The sequence below is a fragment of the Kitasatospora sp. NPDC058444 genome (genome assembly GCF_042721415.1).
Lineage (GTDB): Bacteria > Actinomycetota > Actinomycetes > Streptomycetales > Streptomycetaceae > Kitasatospora.
Genome location: NZ_JBHXLL010000028.1, coordinates 1 through 17,919 on the forward strand (window position 1 = coordinate 1; position 17,919 = coordinate 17,919).

Annotated in this window: 17 protein-coding genes and 1 tRNA gene; 13 read left to right on the plus strand and 5 right to left on the minus strand. The window is 74.0% G+C overall.

The genetic code is table 11. The features are described 5' to 3' along the window. From ACFWP2_RS25870 to ACFWP2_RS25885, 4 genes are all read left to right on the plus strand, one after another. Positions 1-83, plus strand: an 83-nt coding sequence (locus ACFWP2_RS25870; protein ID WP_157882129.1) for an acyl-CoA dehydrogenase family protein, incomplete at its 5' end; no start/stop codon positions are given. 87 nt (positions 84-170) lie between these two features. Then, positions 171-908 carry a TetR family transcriptional regulator gene (locus ACFWP2_RS25875; protein ID WP_380455461.1) on the plus strand — a complete coding sequence of 246 codons (738 nt, stop codon included), beginning with the start codon at positions 171-173 and terminating at the stop codon, positions 906-908. Between the two features lie 255 nt (positions 909-1,163). Continuing rightward, positions 1,164-2,525 (plus strand): chloride channel protein, encoded by a 1,362-nt coding sequence (locus ACFWP2_RS25880; RefSeq protein ID WP_380455464.1) that lies wholly within the window; start codon positions 1,164-1,166, stop codon positions 2,523-2,525. A gap of 538 nt (positions 2,526-3,063) precedes the next feature. Further along, positions 3,064-3,615 carry a hypothetical protein gene (locus ACFWP2_RS25885; protein WP_380455466.1) on the plus strand — a complete coding sequence of 184 codons (552 nt, stop codon included), beginning with the start codon at positions 3,064-3,066 and terminating at the stop codon, positions 3,613-3,615. A gap of 132 nt (positions 3,616-3,747) precedes the next feature. On the opposite strand, the gene ACFWP2_RS25890 is transcribed toward ACFWP2_RS25885, so the two are convergent. Further along, positions 3,748-3,832, minus strand: a tRNA-Leu gene (locus tag ACFWP2_RS25890). Positions 3,833-4,123: 291 nt separating this feature from the next. On the opposite strand from ACFWP2_RS25890, the gene ACFWP2_RS25895 reads away from it, so the two are divergent. The 3 genes from ACFWP2_RS25895 (at position 4,124) to ACFWP2_RS25905 (ending at position 7,277) form a co-directional block, all read left to right on the plus strand. After that, positions 4,124-5,455: a M20/M25/M40 family metallo-hydrolase gene (locus ACFWP2_RS25895; RefSeq protein WP_380455468.1), complete on the plus strand. Its 1,332-nt coding sequence runs from the start codon at positions 4,124-4,126 to the stop codon at positions 5,453-5,455. A 256-nt stretch (positions 5,456-5,711) separates the two neighbouring features. After that, complete coding sequence (locus tag ACFWP2_RS25900) at positions 5,712-5,951, plus strand: chaplin (protein ID WP_380455470.1); 240 nt, start codon at positions 5,712-5,714, stop codon at positions 5,949-5,951. A 420-nt stretch (positions 5,952-6,371) separates the two neighbouring features. Beyond that, entirely contained in the window at positions 6,372-7,277 is a 906-nt protein-coding gene (locus ACFWP2_RS25905) for a chaplin family protein (protein ID WP_380455472.1), read from the plus strand. 148 nt (positions 7,278-7,425) lie between these two features. Here ACFWP2_RS25905 and ACFWP2_RS25910 read toward each other — a convergent pair whose 3' ends face one another. Continuing rightward, positions 7,426-7,635 (minus strand): DUF5703 family protein, encoded by a 210-nt coding sequence (locus ACFWP2_RS25910; protein ID WP_224285495.1) that lies wholly within the window; start codon positions 7,633-7,635, stop codon positions 7,426-7,428. A 364-nt stretch (positions 7,636-7,999) separates the two neighbouring features. Between ACFWP2_RS25910 and ACFWP2_RS25915 the strand changes: the two genes are divergently transcribed. After that, a complete protein-coding gene (locus tag ACFWP2_RS25915; protein WP_359829833.1) occupies positions 8,000-8,605 on the plus strand; it encodes a hypothetical protein in 606 nt (201 codons plus the stop codon). Positions 8,606-8,707: 102 nt separating this feature from the next. Here the strand turns inward: ACFWP2_RS25915 and ACFWP2_RS25920 are convergent, their stop codons facing one another. Both ACFWP2_RS25920 and ACFWP2_RS25925 read right to left on the minus strand, forming a co-directional pair. Continuing rightward, on the minus strand, positions 8,708-10,909 hold the full coding sequence (locus ACFWP2_RS25920; protein WP_380455479.1) for an ATP-binding domain-containing protein: 2,202 nt from the start codon (positions 10,907-10,909) through the stop codon (positions 8,708-8,710). 58 nt (positions 10,910-10,967) lie between these two features. Further along, on the minus strand, positions 10,968-11,948 hold the full coding sequence (locus tag ACFWP2_RS25925) for an aldo/keto reductase (protein WP_380455481.1): 981 nt from the start codon (positions 11,946-11,948) through the stop codon (positions 10,968-10,970). A gap of 241 nt (positions 11,949-12,189) precedes the next feature. Between ACFWP2_RS25925 and ACFWP2_RS25930 the strand changes: the two genes are divergently transcribed. Further along, positions 12,190-13,236, plus strand: a complete 1,047-nt coding sequence (locus ACFWP2_RS25930; protein WP_380455483.1) for an LLM class F420-dependent oxidoreductase — start codon at positions 12,190-12,192, stop codon at positions 13,234-13,236. 66 nt (positions 13,237-13,302) lie between these two features. Here the strand turns inward: ACFWP2_RS25930 and ACFWP2_RS25935 are convergent, their stop codons facing one another. After that, positions 13,303-14,283, minus strand: coding sequence for a magnesium and cobalt transport protein CorA (locus tag ACFWP2_RS25935; protein ID WP_380455485.1), 981 nt, complete (start codon positions 14,281-14,283; stop codon positions 13,303-13,305). Positions 14,284-14,478: 195 nt separating this feature from the next. Between ACFWP2_RS25935 and ACFWP2_RS25940 the strand changes: the two genes are divergently transcribed. The 4 genes from ACFWP2_RS25940 to ACFWP2_RS25955 all read left to right on the plus strand — a co-directional run bounded on the left by ACFWP2_RS25940 (position 14,479) and on the right by ACFWP2_RS25955 (position 17,878). Continuing rightward, positions 14,479-15,171, plus strand: a complete 693-nt coding sequence (locus ACFWP2_RS25940; protein WP_380455487.1) for a histidine phosphatase family protein — start codon at positions 14,479-14,481, stop codon at positions 15,169-15,171. A 182-nt stretch (positions 15,172-15,353) separates the two neighbouring features. Beyond that, positions 15,354-15,929, plus strand: coding sequence for a DUF3090 domain-containing protein (locus tag ACFWP2_RS25945; protein WP_380455660.1), 576 nt, complete (start codon positions 15,354-15,356; stop codon positions 15,927-15,929). Further along, entirely contained in the window at positions 15,899-16,771 is an 873-nt protein-coding gene (locus ACFWP2_RS25950; protein WP_380455489.1) for an SCO1664 family protein, read from the plus strand. Before ACFWP2_RS25945 ends, ACFWP2_RS25950 begins: the two co-directional genes overlap by 31 nt. A gap of 177 nt (positions 16,772-16,948) precedes the next feature. After that, complete coding sequence (locus ACFWP2_RS25955; protein ID WP_380455491.1) at positions 16,949-17,878, plus strand: AraC family transcriptional regulator; 930 nt, start codon at positions 16,949-16,951, stop codon at positions 17,876-17,878. Positions 17,879-17,919 lie beyond the last annotated feature (41 nt).

The following is a 17,919-nucleotide window of genomic DNA, read 5'->3' on the forward strand; positions in this document are numbered from 1 at the left end:
TGATGCGGGACGCGAAGATCACGCAGATCTACGAGGGCACCAACCAGGTCCAGCGGATCGTGATGGCCCGCAACCTGCCGTAACCCGCCCCGACCAGCACCGACGGTCGGTTCGGCAGGCCGAACCGACCGTCGGTGCCACGGCATCGTCCCGATGCTAAGTTCCGGTGAATGAGCGACAAGGAAGAGCAGGACCAGCCCATGAACGACGGGCCCTCGAAGCCGGCGATGCGCGAGGCGCTGGTGGCCGCGGCCTTCGAGCTCTTCCTGGAGCGCGGCTTCGAACAGACGACCGTCGACGACATCGTCTCGCTGGCCGGCGTCGGCCGGCGCTCCTTCTTCCGCTACTTCCCGGCGAAGGAGGACGTGGTCTTCCCCGACCACGAGCGCAGCCTCGCCGAGATGACGGAGTTCCTGGAGTCCGGCACCGGCGAGGAGGACCCGGTCAAGCACGCCTGCGACGCCGCCCGCCTGGTCCTGCGGATGTACGCCGAGCAGCCCTCCTTCTCCGTCCAGCGCTACCGGCTGACCCGCAAGGTGCCCGGCCTGCGCGCGTACGAGCTGTCCGTGGTCTGGCGCTACGAGCACACCCTGGCGGCCTACCTGCGCGGCCGCTTCGCCGACCGCGCCGACGGCCCGCTGCGCGCGGACGTGATCGCCGCGGCCGTCGTCTCCGCGCACAACCACGCCCTGCGCACCTGGCTGCGCTCGGGCGGGGAGAGCGACTGGGTGGCCGAGGTGGACGCGGCGATGGCCTTCGTCACCGGCACCTGGAGCGACCGCCCGGCCGAGGCCGCCGAGGGCGAGTCCGACGACGTCGTGGTCCTGGTCGCCAGCCGCCGGGCGCCGCTGTGGCGGATGGTCCAGGGCATCGAGAGCGCGCTGGGCACCGACACCCGCCAGGTCTGACGGACCGACCGCCGGGCCCACCGTGCCGCCCGGGCCCACCGTGCTGCCCCGGGCGCACCGTGCCGCCCGGGCCCCGCCGCCCTGTCGGACCGTCGGCCCCACCGGGGCTCGCCTCACCCGTGCGGCGCAACCGCTCCCGGCCCGGCGCCGGTCGGCCACCCGCGCGCCGTGCGAAGCTCCGGGCTCCGGGCGAGACTCGGTCCCAGGAGGGGCCCTCCCCGACGTCGGGCGGCCCGGGAGTGCGAGGGAGCGGCGATGCCGGCGACGTCCCAGCAGCGGAGCAGCGGCCCGACCCTGCGCGAGGTGCTGCTGCACAAGGGCTACCTCCGCCTGTTGCTGGTCTCGGGACTGGTCGGCATACCCGTCTCGCTGGCGGCCTTCGGCTTCGTCAGCCTGGAGCACGAACTCCAGCAGTGGGTCTGGGAGACCCTGCCGGAGACGGCCGGGTACCACCGGGCCCCCTGGTGGTGGCCGTTGCCCGCGCTGCTGCTGGCCGGCCTGCTGCTCGCCCCGATCGTGACCCGGTTGCCCGGGCACGGCGGCCACGTCCCGGTCGACGGGTTCGGCGGCCCGCCCCCGCGGCCCGTCGACGTCCCCGGTGTGGTACTGGCCGCGCTCGCCTGTCTGCCGCTCGGCGTGGTGCTCGGCCCGGAGTCCCCGCTGATGGCGCTCGGTGGCGGCCTCGCCCTGCTCGCCGTCCGGTCCGCCAAACGGGCCGAACAGCCGCAGCTGGTGGCGGTGTTGGGCACGGCGGGTTCGGCGGCGGCGATCTCCACCATCTTCGGCAGCCCGCTGGTGGCCGCCGTCATGCTGATCGAGGCGGCCGGGCTGGGCGGTCCGCAGCTGATCGCGCTGATCCTGCCCAGCCTGCTGTCCGGCGGGGTCGGGGCGCTGGTCTTCACCGGCTTCGGCCACTGGACCGGCCTGTCGATCGGTGCGCTCTCGCTGCCGAGCGTGCCGACGAGCGGGGTGCCCGACCCGGGGGACTTCCTCTGGGGCGTCCCGCTGGCCGCCGCGATCGCCGTGGTCTGCGTGGCCGGGCAGACCGTCGGCCGCGGGGTGAAGGCCTTCACCACGACCGCCACCGCGCGACAGACCGCCCTGCGCACCGTGCTGTGCGCGGTCGCCGTCGGCTGCTGCCTCGCCGCGTACGCCCTGATCACCGGCCGCTCCCCGGAGCAGGTCGCGCTCTCCGGACAGGCCACGCTGGGCGCGCTCGCCGCCGATCCGGCCGACTGGCCGGTCGGCGCGCTGCTCGCCCTCGCGCTCTGCAAGGGGCTGGGCTGGTCGATCGCCCTCGGCAGCCTGCGCGGCGGCCCGATCTTCCCGGCGCTCCTGCTCGGTACGGCCCTGAGCATGGCCTGTGCGCCGCTGCCCGGCTTCGGTACCGCGCCCGCCCTGGCGGTCGGCCTCGCGGCCGCCGGCGCCGCCGTCACCGGCCTGCCCGTCACCAGTACCGTCCTGGCCGCGGCCCTGCTCGGCGGCCAGGCGGCCGACTCGATGCCGCTGCTGATCGTGTCCACGGTGACGGCCTTCATCACCGCGCAGTCGCTGCGCGGCCGGCCGAAGCGGGGCGCCTCCCCTTCCGGCCGGACGGAGGCCGCCGGGGCCGGCTGACCTCAGTGCGGCCGGTCCCTCCCGGTCGCGCTGCGCGGGCCCACCCCGCCGAGTCCGGGCGACTCGCCCACGGCCGGCGTCGAGGCGGTGAGCCCGACGGTCCGTCAGTCGGAGTCGGAGTCGGCGCGGGTGCCGGTGCCGGTGCCGGTGCCGGTGGTGCGGGGGTCGGTGCCGCGGACGTCGACTCTTCCGTGGCCGCGGACCGGCGTTCGACGGTCCCGGCCAACTGTTCCCGTGCGGAGGGCCCTTGTATCGGGCTGTTCGCATGACGCCATCGAGGGGCCGGGCCCGCCGGGACGGCTCGCGGCGGGAGCCCCTGGGGCGGGGGAGGGTGACGCAGAGTGCTCCAGCCGACTGAAGCTGTCATATAGGCATACGAACGGTATTTCCGCTGGTGGGGGCGGCGTTTCTGACGGGACGTGAGGCCGGACGGGTCGCGGTGCCGGTTGCGGCGGGATGTGGCGCGTGGCTCTCTGAAATCGCGGCGGTACTGAACGGAACCGCCACCCAAACCAGAAACTCCGTGGAGGAGATTTTCATGCGTGCTCTCAAGCGAGTCGTGGCCGTCGGCGCTCTCACCGTCCCGCTCGTGCTCGGCTGCGCCGGCCTGGCCTCGGCTCACGAAGGCCTGGAGGCGGACTACGGCAAGGGCTTCTTCATCGCCAACCAGAACGGCGCCGGCGTCGCTGCTGTCGAGTCCCACGTCGGCGACGGCAGTGTCTCGCACGCCGACTTCTGGATCTGGGCGGACGACAACGGCGTCTCCGGCTCCTTCACGGGTTCGGGTGCCAGCTTCGGCGACCACTCGACGGACGCCCCCGCCGCTGCCCCGGTTGCCGCCCCGGCCGCCACCACCCCGGTTGCCACCCACGAGGCCGCCGCCCCGGTTGCCGCCCCCGTGGCCACCACCCCGGCTGCGTCCCACGAGGCCGCTGCCCCGGCCGCCACCACCCCGGCCGCCGCCCCCGAGACCACCACCCCCGAGGCCACCACCCCCGCGGCCACCGAGCCCGCCGCCACTGCCCCCGTCGCGACCGAGCCCGCCGCCGCTGCCCCCGAGGCCACTCAGCCCGCCGCCAGCGAGGAGTGACCGAACCCCACCGCTCCTGGCGTGACCTCGGCACCGTCCCGTAGGGCCGGTCGCGCCGCGACGGAGGACCGCGGCCGAAAAGCGTAGCCGAAAAGCAGAAGGGCCCCAGATCAACTGGGGCCCTTCTTTTTGTGTCCGAGGGGGGACTTGAACCCCCACGCCCGATAAAGGGCACTAGCACCTCAAGCTAGCGCGTCTGCCATTCCGCCACCCGGACCGGGTGTCGTCCTCGCGGCTTCCGATCTCTCGTCCGTCGCGCTGACAGATGTAACTGTAGCAAAGATCGGCTTGGGGTCCCAAAACGGTTCCCGGCCGGCCCCCACGGCCGGTGTCGGCGGCAAGGGGCGCCGTGTGGCGGGGGCGTGACCAGGGGGTTTCGGGAGTGCGTGGGGGGTGGATCGGGGTCCGGGGCTGGGAGAGGATGGGCGGACGTGCTCGTACGGCCCGGGTGCAGGTCCTGGGGGTGGCGCGCTGGTGCGTCGGTGCGGGCCCAAGACGAGGAGTGACCGTGAGCGAGCGGAGCGAGTCGGCGGCACCGAAGGTGACGGCGGAGTCCGAGGTCGCGGAGATCTGTCGCGATCTGATCCGGATCGACACCAGCAACTACGGGGACGGCTCCGGCCCGGGCGAGCGGAAGGCGGCCGAGTACGTCGCCGAGCAGCTCGCCGAGTTCGGGCTCGAACCGAAGATCTTCGAGTCGGCCAAGGGCCGGGCCTCGACCGTGGTCCGGATCGAGGGCGAGGACCGCTCCCGTCCGGGCCTGCTGATCCACGGCCACACCGACGTGGTGCCGGCCAACGCCGCGGACTGGACCCACGACCCGTTCGGCGGCGAGATCACGGACGGCTGCGTCTGGGGGCGCGGCGCGGTCGACATGAAGGACATGGACGCGATGACCCTGGCGGTCATCCGGGACCGGCTGCGCACCGGGCGCAAGCCCCCGCGCGACATCGTGCTGGCCTTCCTCGCCGACGAGGAGGCCGGCGGCACCTACGGGGCGCGCTTCCTGGTGGACAAGCACCCGGGGCTGTTCGAGGGCGTGACCGAGGCGATCGGCGAGGTCGGCGGCTTCTCCTTCACGGTCAACGACCAGGTGCGCCTCTACCTGGTGGAGACGGCCGAGAAGGGCATGCACTGGATGCGCCTGACGGTCGAGGGCCGGGCCGGCCACGGCTCGATGGAGAACGACGACAACGCGATCACCGAGCTGTGCGAGGCGGTCGCCAGGCTCGGCCGGCACCAGTTCCCGCTGCGGATCACCAAGACCGTCCGGGCCTTCCTGGACGAGCTTTCGGACGCGCTCGGGGTCGAGCTGGACCCGGAGAACATGGACGAGACGCTGCGGGTGCTCGGCGGCATCGCCAAGATGATCGGCACCACGCTCCGCAACACCGCCCAGCCGACCATGCTCGGCGCCGGCTACAAGGTGAACGTGATCCCCGGTCAGGCCACCGCGCATGTGGACGGGCGCTTCCTGCCCGGCTACGAGGAGGAGTTCCTGGCCGAGCTGGACAGCGTGCTCGGCCCGCGCGTGAAGCGCGAGAGCCTGCACTCGGACAAGGCGATCGAGACCGGCTTCGACGGCGCCCTGGTCGAGGCGATGCAGACCGCGCTGCGCGCGGAGGACCCGATCGCCCGCGCGGTGCCGTACTGCCTGTCGGGCGGGACGGACGCCAAGTCCTTCCAGGACCTCGGCATCCGCTGCTTCGGCTTCGCGCCGCTCCAGCTGCCGCCGGAGCTGGACTTCGCCGGGATGTTCCACGGCGTGGACGAGCGGGTGCCGGTGGACGGCCTGAAGTTCGGCGTCCGGGTGCTGGACCGGTTCATCGACGCCTGCTGAAACCCCTGATCAGTCGACTGGGTCGGCCCGTTCCCGGAGTGCCGGGGGCGGGCCGACCGCATTGTCGGAGCTGATGATTGTGGGACGGGAAGAAGAAGATCGACAGAAGCGATTCTGCTCGCAATTCCAAGCTGATCATGTGTGCGAGACCTCACCGTTGCGGGTGAATGGGAGATCCACTCCGTACCCCGTTTGCCGCAGCGTCGTTCATCCCTGTGCAGCCCGCCGAACGGGTTGCGTTGTCCATACAGGAGGAATGATGAAGGTCAAGAAGATCGCCGCTGTCGCCGCCACCACCGGTGGCCTGGTGCTCGCCGCCGCCGGTGTCGCGTCCGCATACGCGGGCGCCGAGGGTGTGGCCGCCGGCTCCCCGGGTGTGCTCTCCGGCAACCAGATCCAGGTTCCGGTGCACATCCCGGTCAACTTCTGCGGCAACACCGTGAGCGTCATCGGTGTGCTGAACCCGGCGTTCGGCAACCACTGCGCCAACGTCTGAGTCAACCTCCGGGCCGCGGAGGCCTGTTGAGCCGACTCGCAACCGGCCCCCGGGCGGCGGACGCGCCGCGCCGGGGGCGTTCGCCTTCCCGGCGCTCCCGGCGCTCCCGGCGCTACCGGCGCTCTCGCCGGTCCGGGGCGGGCCGGTCCGTTCCCGGGCGGTCCGGACCCGGTCCGGAGCTCCGTCGGCCGCCGGATACACGAGGTCCGACACGATCGCTCGATCGGGTGAAGCCGATACGTTCGGCTCAACCTCCCCGTTGGCCCCTCGTTAACCCGTGTGCAGCCGAAGCCCTTGCGTGATTTACGGATATACGGAAATTCCGACTTTTTTAAAGGTTCATGCCAAGGTCGACACGTCGTCTCGATAATGTCAGGGGAAAAGATGAGGAAAGTAGCCAAGAAGGGGATCCTCACGGCCGTGGCCACCGGCAGTGTGCTGGCCACGACCGCCGGCTACGCCTATGCGGGTGGAGCCGAGGCGCAGGGGGTGGCGGCCGGTTCGGCCGGCGTCGTCTCGGGCAACTCGGTCCAGGTACCGGTCCAGGTGCCGATCAACGCCTGCGGCAACACCGTCGACGTGATCGGCTTGCTGAACCCGTCCTTCGGCAACCGCTGCGCCAACGTCAACGGCGGCGGGGGCCAGCATGCGTCCAAGCCCGTCCAGGGCGGCCACAGCAGTGCCCAGGGCGGCCAGCACGGCGGTGGCTCGGGCGCCACCGGCGTCGGCCACGACGGCCGCGACAGCCGCGTCGACGGTTCCGCGGTCGACGGGCGTCAGGGCGGCAACGGGCCGGGTTCCGCGGTGCCGGGCGCCACCACTCTGCCGGCGGCCGCCGTGCCGGGTGCCGCGGTGCCGGGCGCAAGCGCCTCGGGCGTCGCGGCCAACTCGCCGGGCGTGCTCTCCGGCAACAGTGTCCAGGCGCCGGTGGACGTCCCGGTCAACGCCTGCGGCAACTCGGTGAACGTGGCCGGCGTCGGGAACCCGGCCTTCGGCAACGACTGCGCCAACGTGGAGAAGGTCGTTCCGCCGCCCGCCCCGAAGCCCAACCCGAAGCCGGTCGAGGGCTGCGTCGAGGTCTGCCCGACCCCGCCGAAGGTCTCCTCCGAGGAGGTGACGAACGTCTCCCGCAACGGCACTCCGCCCGTCATGGCCGAGACGGCCGTCGTGGCGCCCGCCAAGGCCGCCAAGACTCCGCCTCCCGGCCCCGGCCCCCAGCTGGCCCAGACCGGCGCCGGCGGCGTCGAGCTGCTCGGTGGCGCCGGCCTCGCGCTGATGCTCGGCGGTGGCGTGCTCTACCGCCGGTCCCGGGCCGGCGTCCGCTGATCCGGCCGCGCGGGAGCCGGGGCGGGCACTGAACCGGACCCGCGCACCTTCGTGGGAACGACGCACCCGCGGCCGCCGAGTGAACGGGCGGCCGCGGGTGCGTTGCCGTCCTACTCGAAACCCGTCCGGGGTGGCGGTGCCCCGCCCGTCACCAGCTCCGGACCTGCCGGATGATCCGCCGCTTCAGCCGGACCGTCCGGCTGCCGTCGGGGAACAGCCTGAGCCGGTCGAGCTCCCAGTGCCCGTACTCGGCGTGCTCGGTGAGCAGTTGGCGGGCCGCGTTGCGCGTGGTGCCGCGCGGCATGCGCAGGGACTGGTACTCGTACTCCGGCTGCCGGACCGGCTTCCGTGGGGTCAAAACGCTCCTCCTGGGGATCACCTTCGGGCAAGCCTACGGCCTGCCCCGGACAGTCGGCCCGGGTATTTCCGGCCGTCCCTCCGGTGCGGAGGCGGCGGCCGGAAGAGGCGGGATCCGGGCCGTCGACTGACAGTGCATCAGTCCTGTTGCCACTGTGGAAGGAATACCCCGATCCCGGCGCGCGATGCCGCATCCGGACGGCCCCGTCGGGTCCGGTGCGCGCCCTCCGCGCCCGTTTCGCGCCGGTGCCGCGCGGGGACGAAGCGGCACGGATCGGACATCAGGGGGGAAGTTGCGGTGAAATCGCGGGTGTAGGTGACAACCGCTGTGCGTACCGGCACCGCGGGGAGATAGCGTCTGCACCATGTCTGATGCCGCGCAGCCCACCATTGCCGAGGTACGCGCCGCCGCTGAGGCGGTCAAGGCCGCCATCGACCGTCATCTGGAAGCGGTGTCAAGCCCCAACGCAGCCGATGATCCCGCCGTCTCCGCCGCCTACGAGCAGCTCGCCACGGCGGCCATCGCCTACGACCAGCTCCTGTACGAGGCGTACGACGAGGTGACGCCCTTCGAGATCCCCGGGGACGAGGGTCCCGGCGGCTACCACGGCCCCGAACAGCCCGAGGCGATCAGTGTGTTGATCCGCCGCGACTACCACGTCGTCGACCCCGAGCGACTGCGCGCCCAGGCCGAGCGGCTGGACGACTCGCTGACCCCGGGCGGAGCCGGGGCGGGCGGGGTGAACGCCGCGATCGGCGTGCTGTTCGGCGAGTACGAGCCCGACGAGATCGCCGCCCGCAGCGAGGAGTTCGGCCTGGAGGAGGCCGACTCGACGCTCTGGGTCGCGGCCACCGAGCCGACCGAGCCGGGCGAATGGCTGCCCGAACCCTTCGAGCACGCCGATCCGCAGCTGCTGATCTGCCGGTTCGACGTGAGCGAGGTCTACGACGACGAGGACCCGGACGACTGACGCCGTGCAGGACGGCCGACGGGCGGGCCCGATATCACCGGGGCCCGCCCGTCGTGCGTTCCGGCCGGCGGCCCGCCGGAGCGGGGCCGGTCGGAACGCCGGTCAGAACGCCGAGGCGGCGGCGTTCTCGGCGAGGACCCCCCGCAGCCGCGTGGTGCGCGGCTGCGCCGGGCGCTCGGCGACGGCCTGGGCCAGCGCCGGGCCCGCCGCGTGCACCACGGACAGGTGCCGCTCGCCGCGGCCGAAGGCGGTGTAGACCCACTGCCGGGTGAGCGCCGGGGCGGCCTCCTGCGGGAGCACCACGACCGCGCCGGGCCAACGCCGACCGAGCGCCTGGTGGACGGTCAGCGCCCAGCCGTGCCGCAGCCGGGTGGCCTCGGCCGGCGGGACGGTCCGGCGCGCGCCGTCCGCGTACTCCAGGTGCAGACCGGTGGCGTCGCCGTCCAGCACCCGGGCCGGGCGGGTGACGCCGGGGGCGGGGGAGTCGACCACCCGGTCGCCCGGGTCGAAGCCGCCGAACCGGCCGGGGCCGGGGTTGAGCCGGGCCTTGGCCGCGGCGTTCAGCGCGCGGGTGCCGGCCGGGCCGCCGTGACCCGGGGTGAGCAGCACCACCTGCTCGACCGGGATGCCCAGCGCGCGCGGAATGGAGTCGGTGAGCAGCTGGACGGCGCGGTGGACGGCCTCGCCGGCGTCCTTGGCGGTCAGGATGACCACCTCCTTGTCCGGCGCCTCCACCGGCTGGAGCTCGCCGATGCCGATGCCGGAGACCAGCTCGCCGATCGGGCCGAAGTCCGGGGTGCGGGAGGCGACCGCCGGGCAGACCTTGGCGGCCAGCAGGTCGGCGAAGAACCGGCCGGGGCCGGCCGACCAGAGCTGGCCCGGGTCGCCGCTGAGCACCAGCCGGGTGCCGTCGGCCAGCGACTCCAGGACGGTGGCGGCCAGTTCGACGTCCAGCAACGGGGCGTCCAGCACGATCAGCAGGTCCAGGGCGAGCGTGCCGTCCGGGGCCCGGCCGGGGCCGGCGGCACCGGAGAGCAGGTCGGCGAGGGTGACCACGCAGGCCTCGGCGGCGGTGCCGGCGCCGTTCCCCGCGAGAGCGGCGAAGGAGTCCCGGCCCTGGTCGGTCCAGGTGGTGGCCCAGGCCCGCAGCCCGAGGCCCCGGGCGGCGGCGACCAGTACGGCCGGCTCGGCGCGGGCCGCCTCGCCGCCGGTGTGCAGCACCAGGGCGTGTTCGGCGACCGCCTTGACCAGGGCGGTCGAGGAGGAGGAGGGCGCGGCCTCGGCGGCGGCCGCCCAGGCGGTCGGGCCGGGGGCGGCGGCGGGCTGCTCGGCGGAGCCGCCGGCCTCGGACTCTTCGGCCCCGGCGTCCTCGGCCCCGGCGTCCTCGGGGTCCTCAGCCGGGGTGAAGGTGGCCATCAGCTGGAGCAGCTTCTCGGCGAGGCTGTCCTCCGCCATCGCCAGCCCGGCGAGCCCGAGCAGCGTCCGGGTCGGTGCCTCGTCCTCCTCGTCGCCTCCCGCCGCGTGCGCCTCGGCGCCGGTCAGCTCCTCCTGGAAGGACAGCACCCGCCCGTCCTCGACGGCCGCCTGGATCGCGCCGGCCGGCTCGGGCATCCGGAGCCGCTCGAGCCCGGCCGCCACCTCGGCCAGCTCCTGGGCGGAGTGCCCGCGCAGCGCCGCCTGCTCCAGCAGCCACGGCACCAGCGCCCGGGCGCGGCGCTCGTCGCCCGGGCCGGCCTCGGGGCCGAGCAGCTGCCGGGCGAAGCCGTCGGCGTGCTCGGGCCGGACGCCCGGCAGGCCCAGCACCGTCCACGGGTCCTCGCGCAGCCGTACGGGTGCCTCCTCGCCGAGCGCGGCCACCGCGGCCGCCGCCAGCTCGGCCGGGGCACCGCCGGCGGTCAGCACCTCGGCGGTGGCGCGGAGCGCCTCGGCGCGCTGCTCGTCGGACACCGCCGGGGCGGGAACGGTTGCGGCCGGGGCGGCCGGGGCAGGAGCGGGAGCGGCCGGGGCAGCCGGCTCCGACCCCCTGGGCTCGGGAGCCTCCGCAGCCGGAGCCTCCCCGCTCGGGGTCTCCTCGGCCGGGGCTTCCGCGTTAGGGGCTTCCGCGTTCGGGACCTCCTCGGCCGGGGCCTCCGCCATCGAGGCCTCCGCGCGGGCGGCACCCGCCCGCGCGGCGTTCGCCGCGGCGTCCTCCGGCTGCATGCCGCGGATCCGCTGGGCCAGCTCCGCGAACTTCGCCGCCTTCTGCTCCGGGGTCAGCTGGGCCCCGGCGGTCACCTCCGGAGCGCCGTTGCCCGTGTCCGTCATCGTCGTCCGCTCCAAGGTCACTCCACTGCAGGTTCTGCTCGACAACCCGGGCCGGGGGTCACAGCTCGGTCCACCCCTGGTCCGGGTAGTGGTGCACCGGCGACGAGATGTCGTCCAGCGCACCACGGATCTCATCCGGAAGCGTAAGCGCCTCCACCGACAGCGCCGCCTGCAGCTGGGCCACCGTCCGGGCCCCGACCAGGGCGCTCGCCACCCCGGGCCGGTCCCGGACCCAGGCCAGCGCGACGGCCAGCGGGCTGCTGGCGAGCCCGTCGGCGGCGGTGGCGAGGGCGTCCACGATCCGCCGGGAGCGCTCCCCGAGGTACGGCTGGACGAACCCGGTCAGGTACGGCGAGGCGCCGCGCGAGTCCTGCGGGATGCCGTGCCGGTACTTGCCGGTGAGCACCCCGCGCCCGAGCGGCGAGCCGGCCAGCACCCCGACCCCGGCGTCCAGCGCGGCGGGCAGCGCCTCCCGCTCGATGCCGCGCTGCAGCAGCGAGTACTCCAGCTGCGCCCCGGCGAGCGGCGCCCGCCCGTGGTGGGCGTGCTGCCAGGTGGCGGCCTTGGCGAGCTGCCAGCCGCTGAAGTCGCAGACCCCGACGTAGCGGGCGCGCCCGGAGGAGACGGCGATGTCGAGGGCGCTGAGCGTCTCCTCGACCGGGGTCGCGGGGTCGAAGGAGTGCACCTGCCAGAGGTCGACGTGGTCGGTGCCGAGCCGGCGCAGCGAGGCGTCCAGGGCGGCGAGCAGGTGGCCGCGGGAGCCGTCGAAGCGGCGGGCGGACTCCGGGACGCTGCCGGCCTTGGTGGCGATGACGAGCTCGGAGCGGGGGATCAGGCTGTCGGTGAGCCGGGAGATCAGGTACTCGGCGCCGCCGTCGGCGTACACGTCGGCGGTGTCGACCAGGTTGCCGCCGGCGTCGACGAACTCCTTGAGCTGCTCCGCGGCCTCGTGCTCGTCGGTGTCGCGGCCCCAGGTCATGGTGCCGAGGCCGAGCCGGGAGACCTGGAGGCCGGTACGGCCGAGGTGACGCTTTTCCATCGGACGGGGCCCTTCACTGGCCGGTGGCGCCGGGAGCCCCGGCGGCCCTGTAAACGCGCAGGTGGGGGAGAGCGCTCCCCACGTCGGCTGAGCGTAGCGGCCGGTGCGCGGACAGGAGCGCAGACCCGCAGAACGATCAACGGCGCCGGTGTGACCCAAGCCACGCCTACCCGTCAGTAGCATGTCGGCGCGGGCGCGGCTACCCTCGCCCGCAACCCCAACCCACTGGAAGGTGCGGCAGATGCGACTCGGGATCAACCTCGGCTACTGGGGACTCGGCATGGACGCCGACAACATCGCCGTCGCCCAGGAGGCGGACCGGCTCGGCTACTCGGTCTGCTGGGCGGCGGAGGCGTACGGCTCGGACGCGGCGACGGTGCTCAGCTACGTCGCCGCGAAGACCGAGCGGATCGACGTGGGCTCGGCCATCTTCCAGATCCCGGCCCGCACCCCGGCCATGACCGCGATGACCGCCGCGACCCTGGACACCCTGTCCGGCGGCCGCTTCCGGCTCGGCCTCGGCGTCTCCGGCCCGCAGGTGTCCGAGGGCTGGTACGGCGTGAAGTTCGACAAGCCGCTCGCCCGCACCCGCGAGTACGTGGAGATCATCCGCAAGGCGATGTCCCGCGAGCGCCTGGTGCACGAGGGCGCGCACTGGACGCTGCCGCTGCCCGGTGGCCCCGGCAAGCCGATCAAGCTCACCGTGCACCCGGTGCGCGAGCACATCCCGCTGTACATCGCCGCGATCGGCCCGAAGAACCTGGAGCTGACCGGTGAGATCGCGGACGGCTGGCTCGGCATCTTCTTCTCGCCCGAGCACGCCGCGCTCTCCCTCGACCCGCTGACGGCCGGCCGCGCCAAGGCCGGGAAGACGCTGGAGGGCTTCGACCTCTGCCCGACCGTGAACATCGCGGTCGGCGAGGACATCAAGGCCGCCGTGGACGGCCTGCGCTCGTACGCCGCGCTCTACATCGGCGGCATGGGCAGCAAGGAGAAGAACTTCTACAACCAGCTCGCCCGGCGGATGGGCTACGAGCAGGCCGCCGACGAGATCCAGGAGAAGTACCTCGCCAAGGACTACGCGGGTGCCGCGGCCGCCGTCCCGCACGACCTGATCGACGCCACCTCGCTGATCGGCGACACCGCCCGGATCGCCGACCGGATGCAGGCCTACGCCGACGCGGGCGTCACCACGCTCACCCTGGCCCCCTCCGGGTTCACCCTGGACGAGCGGATCCTGGCGCTGCGGACCGGCGTCGAGGCGCTGGAGCGGGCCGGACTGGCCTGACCGGGCCGGACCGGCCTGACGGGCCGGGAGGGCTGAACGGACCGGGCAGCCGGTGGGCAAGCGGCACTACAGCCAGTCGTGCCGCTTGAACACCCGGTGCAGCACCACGCAGACCACCGCCATCAGCACCAGCACCGCCGGGTACCCCCAGACCTGGTGCAGCTCGGGCATGTCGTCGAAGTTCATCCCGTAGATGCCCGCGATCATCGTCGGTACGGCGGCCAGTGCCGCCCAGGCCGAGATCTTCCGCATGTCGTTGTTCTGCTGGACGCTGACCTGCGCCAGGTTGGCGCTCAGGATGTCGGACAGCAGCCGGTCCATGCCGTCCACCTGGTCGTTCACCCGGGCCACGTGGTCGGCGACGTCCCGCAGGTAGGGCGCGACCTCGGGGCGGACGAAGCGGGCGCCGCGCTCCAGGGCCAGCATCGGCTCCAGCAGCGGGCCGGTGGCCCTGCGCACGGACATCACCTGGCGCTTGTAGCCGTAGATCCGGCCGGCGGTGTCGCGGCCGACCCGGCTGGGCGAGAAGATGTCCGCCTCCAGTTCGTCCAGGTCGCTCTGGAGCGCGGTGGCCACGTCCATGTAGCCGTCCACGATGGTGTCGCAGACCGAGTGCAGCACCGAGCTGGGCCCGTAGCGCAGTTGCTCGGGGTCCTGTTCCAGGGCGGCCCGCAGGCCGCTGAGCGGGCTGTCCTCCCCGTGCCGGACGGTCATCACGAAGTCCGGGCCGAGGAAGACCATCACCTCGCCGACCGTCACGACGTGACCGCCGGGGTGGTAGCCGAGGGTCTTCAGTGCGACGAACAGCGAGCCCTGGTAGGCCTCCACCTTGGGGCGCTGGTGGGCGCTGACGGCGTCCTCGACGGCCAGCGGGTGCAGCGCGAACTCCTTGCCGACGTGGTCGAGTTCCTCGGTGGTGGGCTCGAACAGGCCTATCCAGACGAAGCCGTCCGGACCGGCCGCGCGGGCGGCGGCGAGCGCACCGGCCAGGTCCGCGGGGGCCTCGATCCGGCGGCCGTCGTGATAGGCGGCGCAGTGGACGATCATGCGGGCCATTGTCACCCGAGCGGGGCCGTTCGGCACGGACCCGGGTGGTACCGGTCCCTCAGGCTCCCGCCGGGCCGGGCCGGGGCAGGCCGGGGAGGGCCGGGGCAAGCCGGGCTGGGGCAGGAGCGGGACCGGGGCGGGACCGGACGGAAAACCGGGGCCCACGGCCGGGCCCGGAGGCCGTAGGCTGACCCCATGCCCACCCTGCTGCTGGTCCGTCACGGCCGATCCACCGCGAACACCGCCGGAATCCTGGCCGGTTGGACCCCGGGCGTGGAGCTCGACGACACCGGGCGCGCCCAGGCCGCCGCGCTGGCCGGCCGGCTGGCCGACATCCCGTTGGTGCGGGCGGTCAGCAGCCCGCTGGAGCGCTGCCGGCAGACGCTGGAGCCGCTGCTGGCGGCCCGGCCCGAGCTGGGTCCGCCGACCGAGGACGACCGGCTGGGGGAGTGTCACTACGGCGAGTGGACCGGCCGCCCGCTGGCCGAGCTGGCCAAGGAGCCGCTCTGGCGCACCGTGCAGGACCACGCCGCCGGAGCCGCCTTCCCCGGCGGGGAGTCGCTGCGCGAGCTGAGCCACCGCACGGTGGACGCGGTGCGCGAGTGGAACCGGAAGATCGCCGCCGAGCACGGCGAGGACGCGGTCTGGATCGCCTGCTCGCACGGCGACGTCATCAAGGCCGTGGTGGCCGACGCGCTCGGGCTGCACCTGGACCACTTCCAGCGGATCAGCGTGGAGCCCTGTTCGGTCACCGCGATCCGCTACACCCCGCAGCGGCCCTTCGTCCTGAGGATGGGCGACACCGGCGACCTCGCCCCGCTCGCCCCCAAGCCCCACCCGGCCGCCGCCACCCCGGCCGGTGACGCGGTGGTCGGCGGCACCGCCTGAGGCGCGCCGCCGACGGGCCGTCCGGGGAGGCACCTTCGGGTTCCCCGGGTGCCACCCCGCCCGCGGCCGTCGGCTCGGCTCCCCGGCCGGAGCCCGAAGGTCGTAGGGTGACTTACGAGTCCATCCGGCCGCGGACCGCCCCCGGCGGTACCGCGCCGACCGACACGATCCGGAGCGAGAGCGTGCCCCGTCAGGTCTTCTTCTACGACCAGCCCGAACGGTTCGTGGCCGGCACCGTCGGCCAGCCCGGCGCCCGGGCGTTCTACCTTCAGGCCAGTGCCCGGGGCCGGATCACCAGCGTGCTGCTGGAGAAGACCCAGGTCGCGGCGCTCGCCGAGCGCATCGAGGAGGTCCTGGACGAGGCGCTGCGGCGCAGCGGCGGCGACGCCGCCATCCCGGCCGCCGCCCCGAAGGACCTGCTCGACACCGCCCCGCTGGACCTCCCGCTGGAGCAGGAGTTCCGGGTCGGCACCATGGCCCTGGCCTGGGACAGCGTGGAGAGCTGCCTGGTGGTCGAGGCGCAGGCGCTGATCGAGGACGAGGACGAGGACGAGGAGGACGCCGCCGAGGCGGTGTTCGTCGACGACGAGACCGGCCCGGACATGCTCCGGGTGCGGCTGTCCGGCGCGATGGCCCGGGTCTTCGCCAAGCGCGCGCTGGACCTGGTGGCGGCGGGCCGCAAGCCCTGCCCGTTCTGCAACCTGCCGCTCGACCCGGAGGGCCACCTGTGCCCGCGCGCGAACGGCTACCGGCGCTGAACACCGACACCCCGCCGCAGGCCGACCCGACGGCCGCCGCCGCGCTCGCCGCCGACGTGCCCACCGCCCTCGCGCTGCTGCGCCAGGGCGAGCTGACCGTGCACGGCCGCCTCACCGAGGCCTCCAACGCCGCGCTGTACTGCACGGTCGCGCACGGCTCGCTGAGCGCGCAGGCCGTCTACAAGCCGGTGGCCGGCGAGCGCCCGCTGTGGGACTTCCCGGACGGCACGCTGGCCGGCCGCGAGGTCGCCGCGTACGAGCTGTCCGCCGCGACCGGCTGGGCGCTGATCCCGCCCACCGTGCTGCGCGACGGCCCGCACGGGCCCGGCATGGTGCAGCTGTGGGTGGAGCCGGACCCGGGGGCCGAGCCGCTGCTCGCGCTCCAGGACCCGCGCGGCCCGGAGGAGGGCTGGCTGCCGATCGTCCGGGCCGAGGTCGAGGGCGGGCGGACGGCCCTGCTGGTGCACCACGACGACCGGCGACTGCGCCGGCTCGCCGTCCTGGACGCGGTGCTCAACAACGCCGACCGCAAGGGCGGGCACCTGATTCCGGCCGCCGACGGCCGGGTGTACGGCATCGACCACGGGGTCACCTTCAACACCGAGGACAAGCTGCGCACCCTGCTCTGGGGCTGGGCCGGGGACCCGCTGCCCACCGAGGCGCTGGAGGTGCTGGCCCGGCTGGCCGAGCAGCTGGACGGGGAGCTCGCCGAGCGGCTCGCCCCGCACCTGACGGCGGCCGAACTGGACGCCACCCGGGCCCGGGTGGCCGGGCTGCGCGGCTCCGGCCGGCACCCGCTGCCGCCCGAGGACTGGCCGGCGATCCCCTGGCCGCCGGTGTAGCCGCCGGTGTAGGCGGGGCGACGACGGGGCCGGCCCGGCTCGGGAAACCGGCCCGGCTCGGGAAACCGGCCCGGCTCGGGAAACCGGCCCGGGAAACCGTCCGGGAACCGTTCCGGTCCGGGAAAACGGCGACAGATGGTCTGGACCTGTCCCCTGAATAGGTCGCACACTGCTCCGATGGATGTGCGACGGACCACCCCCACCCCCCGAACCACGCCGGACCTGCCGTTGCACCGGTTACAGGTCCCGCTGCCCCATCTGCTCCCCTTCGCCGTCGGCAGCTTCGACGCGATCGGCCCGCTCTCGCGGGCCGGCTTCCCCCACCGGCACTCGTTCTACGAGATCGTCCACGTCACCGGCGGCCACGGCGCCCACGTCCTGGACCTCGTCCACCGGCCGCTGGCGCCACCGCAGTTGTGCGTGATCACCCCCGGCCAGGTGCACTACTGGGCGGACGCCGAGGAACTGACCGGACAGGTCGTCCTGTTCAACGAGGACTTCCTGCTCGGCCATCCCCAGGACCTCGCCGCCCTGCGGGCCCTGGCCACCCGCCCGGCCCTGGCGCTCGGCGAACAGGCCGACGCGATCGCCGCGCTGCTCGCCGACATGGAGCACGAGTACCGGACCAGGGCGCCCGGCTTCCAGGGGGTGCTGCGGGCCAGCCTGCACATCCTGATCGTCCGGGCGCTGCGCGCCTCCGCTCCGACGGACCGTCCGGTGGTGCCCAGCCGCCCGGCCGAAGTGGCCGCGGCCTTCACCCGGTTGATCGCCCGGCCCGGCGGAGTGCGGCACTCGGTGGCCTCCACCGCGCAGGAACTCGGCGTCTCCCCGGGGCACTTGCAGACCCTGGTGAAGCAGGCCACCGGTCGGACCCCCGGTGGCCTGATCCGCCGGCAGCAGACGCTGGAGGCCAAACGACTGCTCGCCTGCACGGATTTGACGATTCGTCAGGTCGCCAAGGAGGCCGGATTCGTCGACCCGGCGTACTTCTGCCGCTTCTTCCGCCGGGAGACCGGGATGACCCCGGGGGAGTTCCGGGCCGGGGTCGACGGAAATCACCACGATCCCCGGATCATGTCCATCGCGGTCGCGCCGGACGGCCCGTAACTTTGCTGCTGGCCACCGGTGGCCGGTCCGGCGCGCGCGGC

Bases quoted from the DNA above. Each gene is read 5' to 3' on its own strand.
- ACFWP2_RS25875 (WP_380455461.1), top strand. From the start codon at position 171: ATGAGCGACAAGGAAGAGCAGGACCAGCCCATGAACGACGGGCCCTCG.
- ACFWP2_RS25880 (WP_380455464.1), top strand. From the start codon at position 1,164: ATGCCGGCGACGTCCCAGCAGCGGAGCAGCGGCCCGACCCTGCGCGAG.
- ACFWP2_RS25885 (WP_380455466.1), top strand. From the start codon at position 3,064: ATGCGTGCTCTCAAGCGAGTCGTGGCCGTCGGCGCTCTCACCGTCCCG.
- ACFWP2_RS25900 (WP_380455470.1), top strand. From the start codon at position 5,712: ATGATGAAGGTCAAGAAGATCGCCGCTGTCGCCGCCACCACCGGTGGC.
- ACFWP2_RS25915 (WP_359829833.1), top strand. From the start codon at position 8,000: ATGTCTGATGCCGCGCAGCCCACCATTGCCGAGGTACGCGCCGCCGCT.
- ACFWP2_RS25920 (WP_380455479.1), bottom strand. From the start codon at position 10,909: ATGACGGACACGGGCAACGGCGCTCCGGAGGTGACCGCCGGGGCCCAG.
- ACFWP2_RS25925 (WP_380455481.1), bottom strand. From the start codon at position 11,948: ATGGAAAAGCGTCACCTCGGCCGTACCGGCCTCCAGGTCTCCCGGCTC.
- ACFWP2_RS25930 (WP_380455483.1), top strand. From the start codon at position 12,190: ATGCGACTCGGGATCAACCTCGGCTACTGGGGACTCGGCATGGACGCC.
- ACFWP2_RS25935 (WP_380455485.1), bottom strand. From the start codon at position 14,283: ATGATCGTCCACTGCGCCGCCTATCACGACGGCCGCCGGATCGAGGCC.
- ACFWP2_RS25940 (WP_380455487.1), top strand. From the start codon at position 14,479: ATGCCCACCCTGCTGCTGGTCCGTCACGGCCGATCCACCGCGAACACC.
- ACFWP2_RS25955 (WP_380455491.1), top strand. From the start codon at position 16,949: ATGGATGTGCGACGGACCACCCCCACCCCCCGAACCACGCCGGACCTG.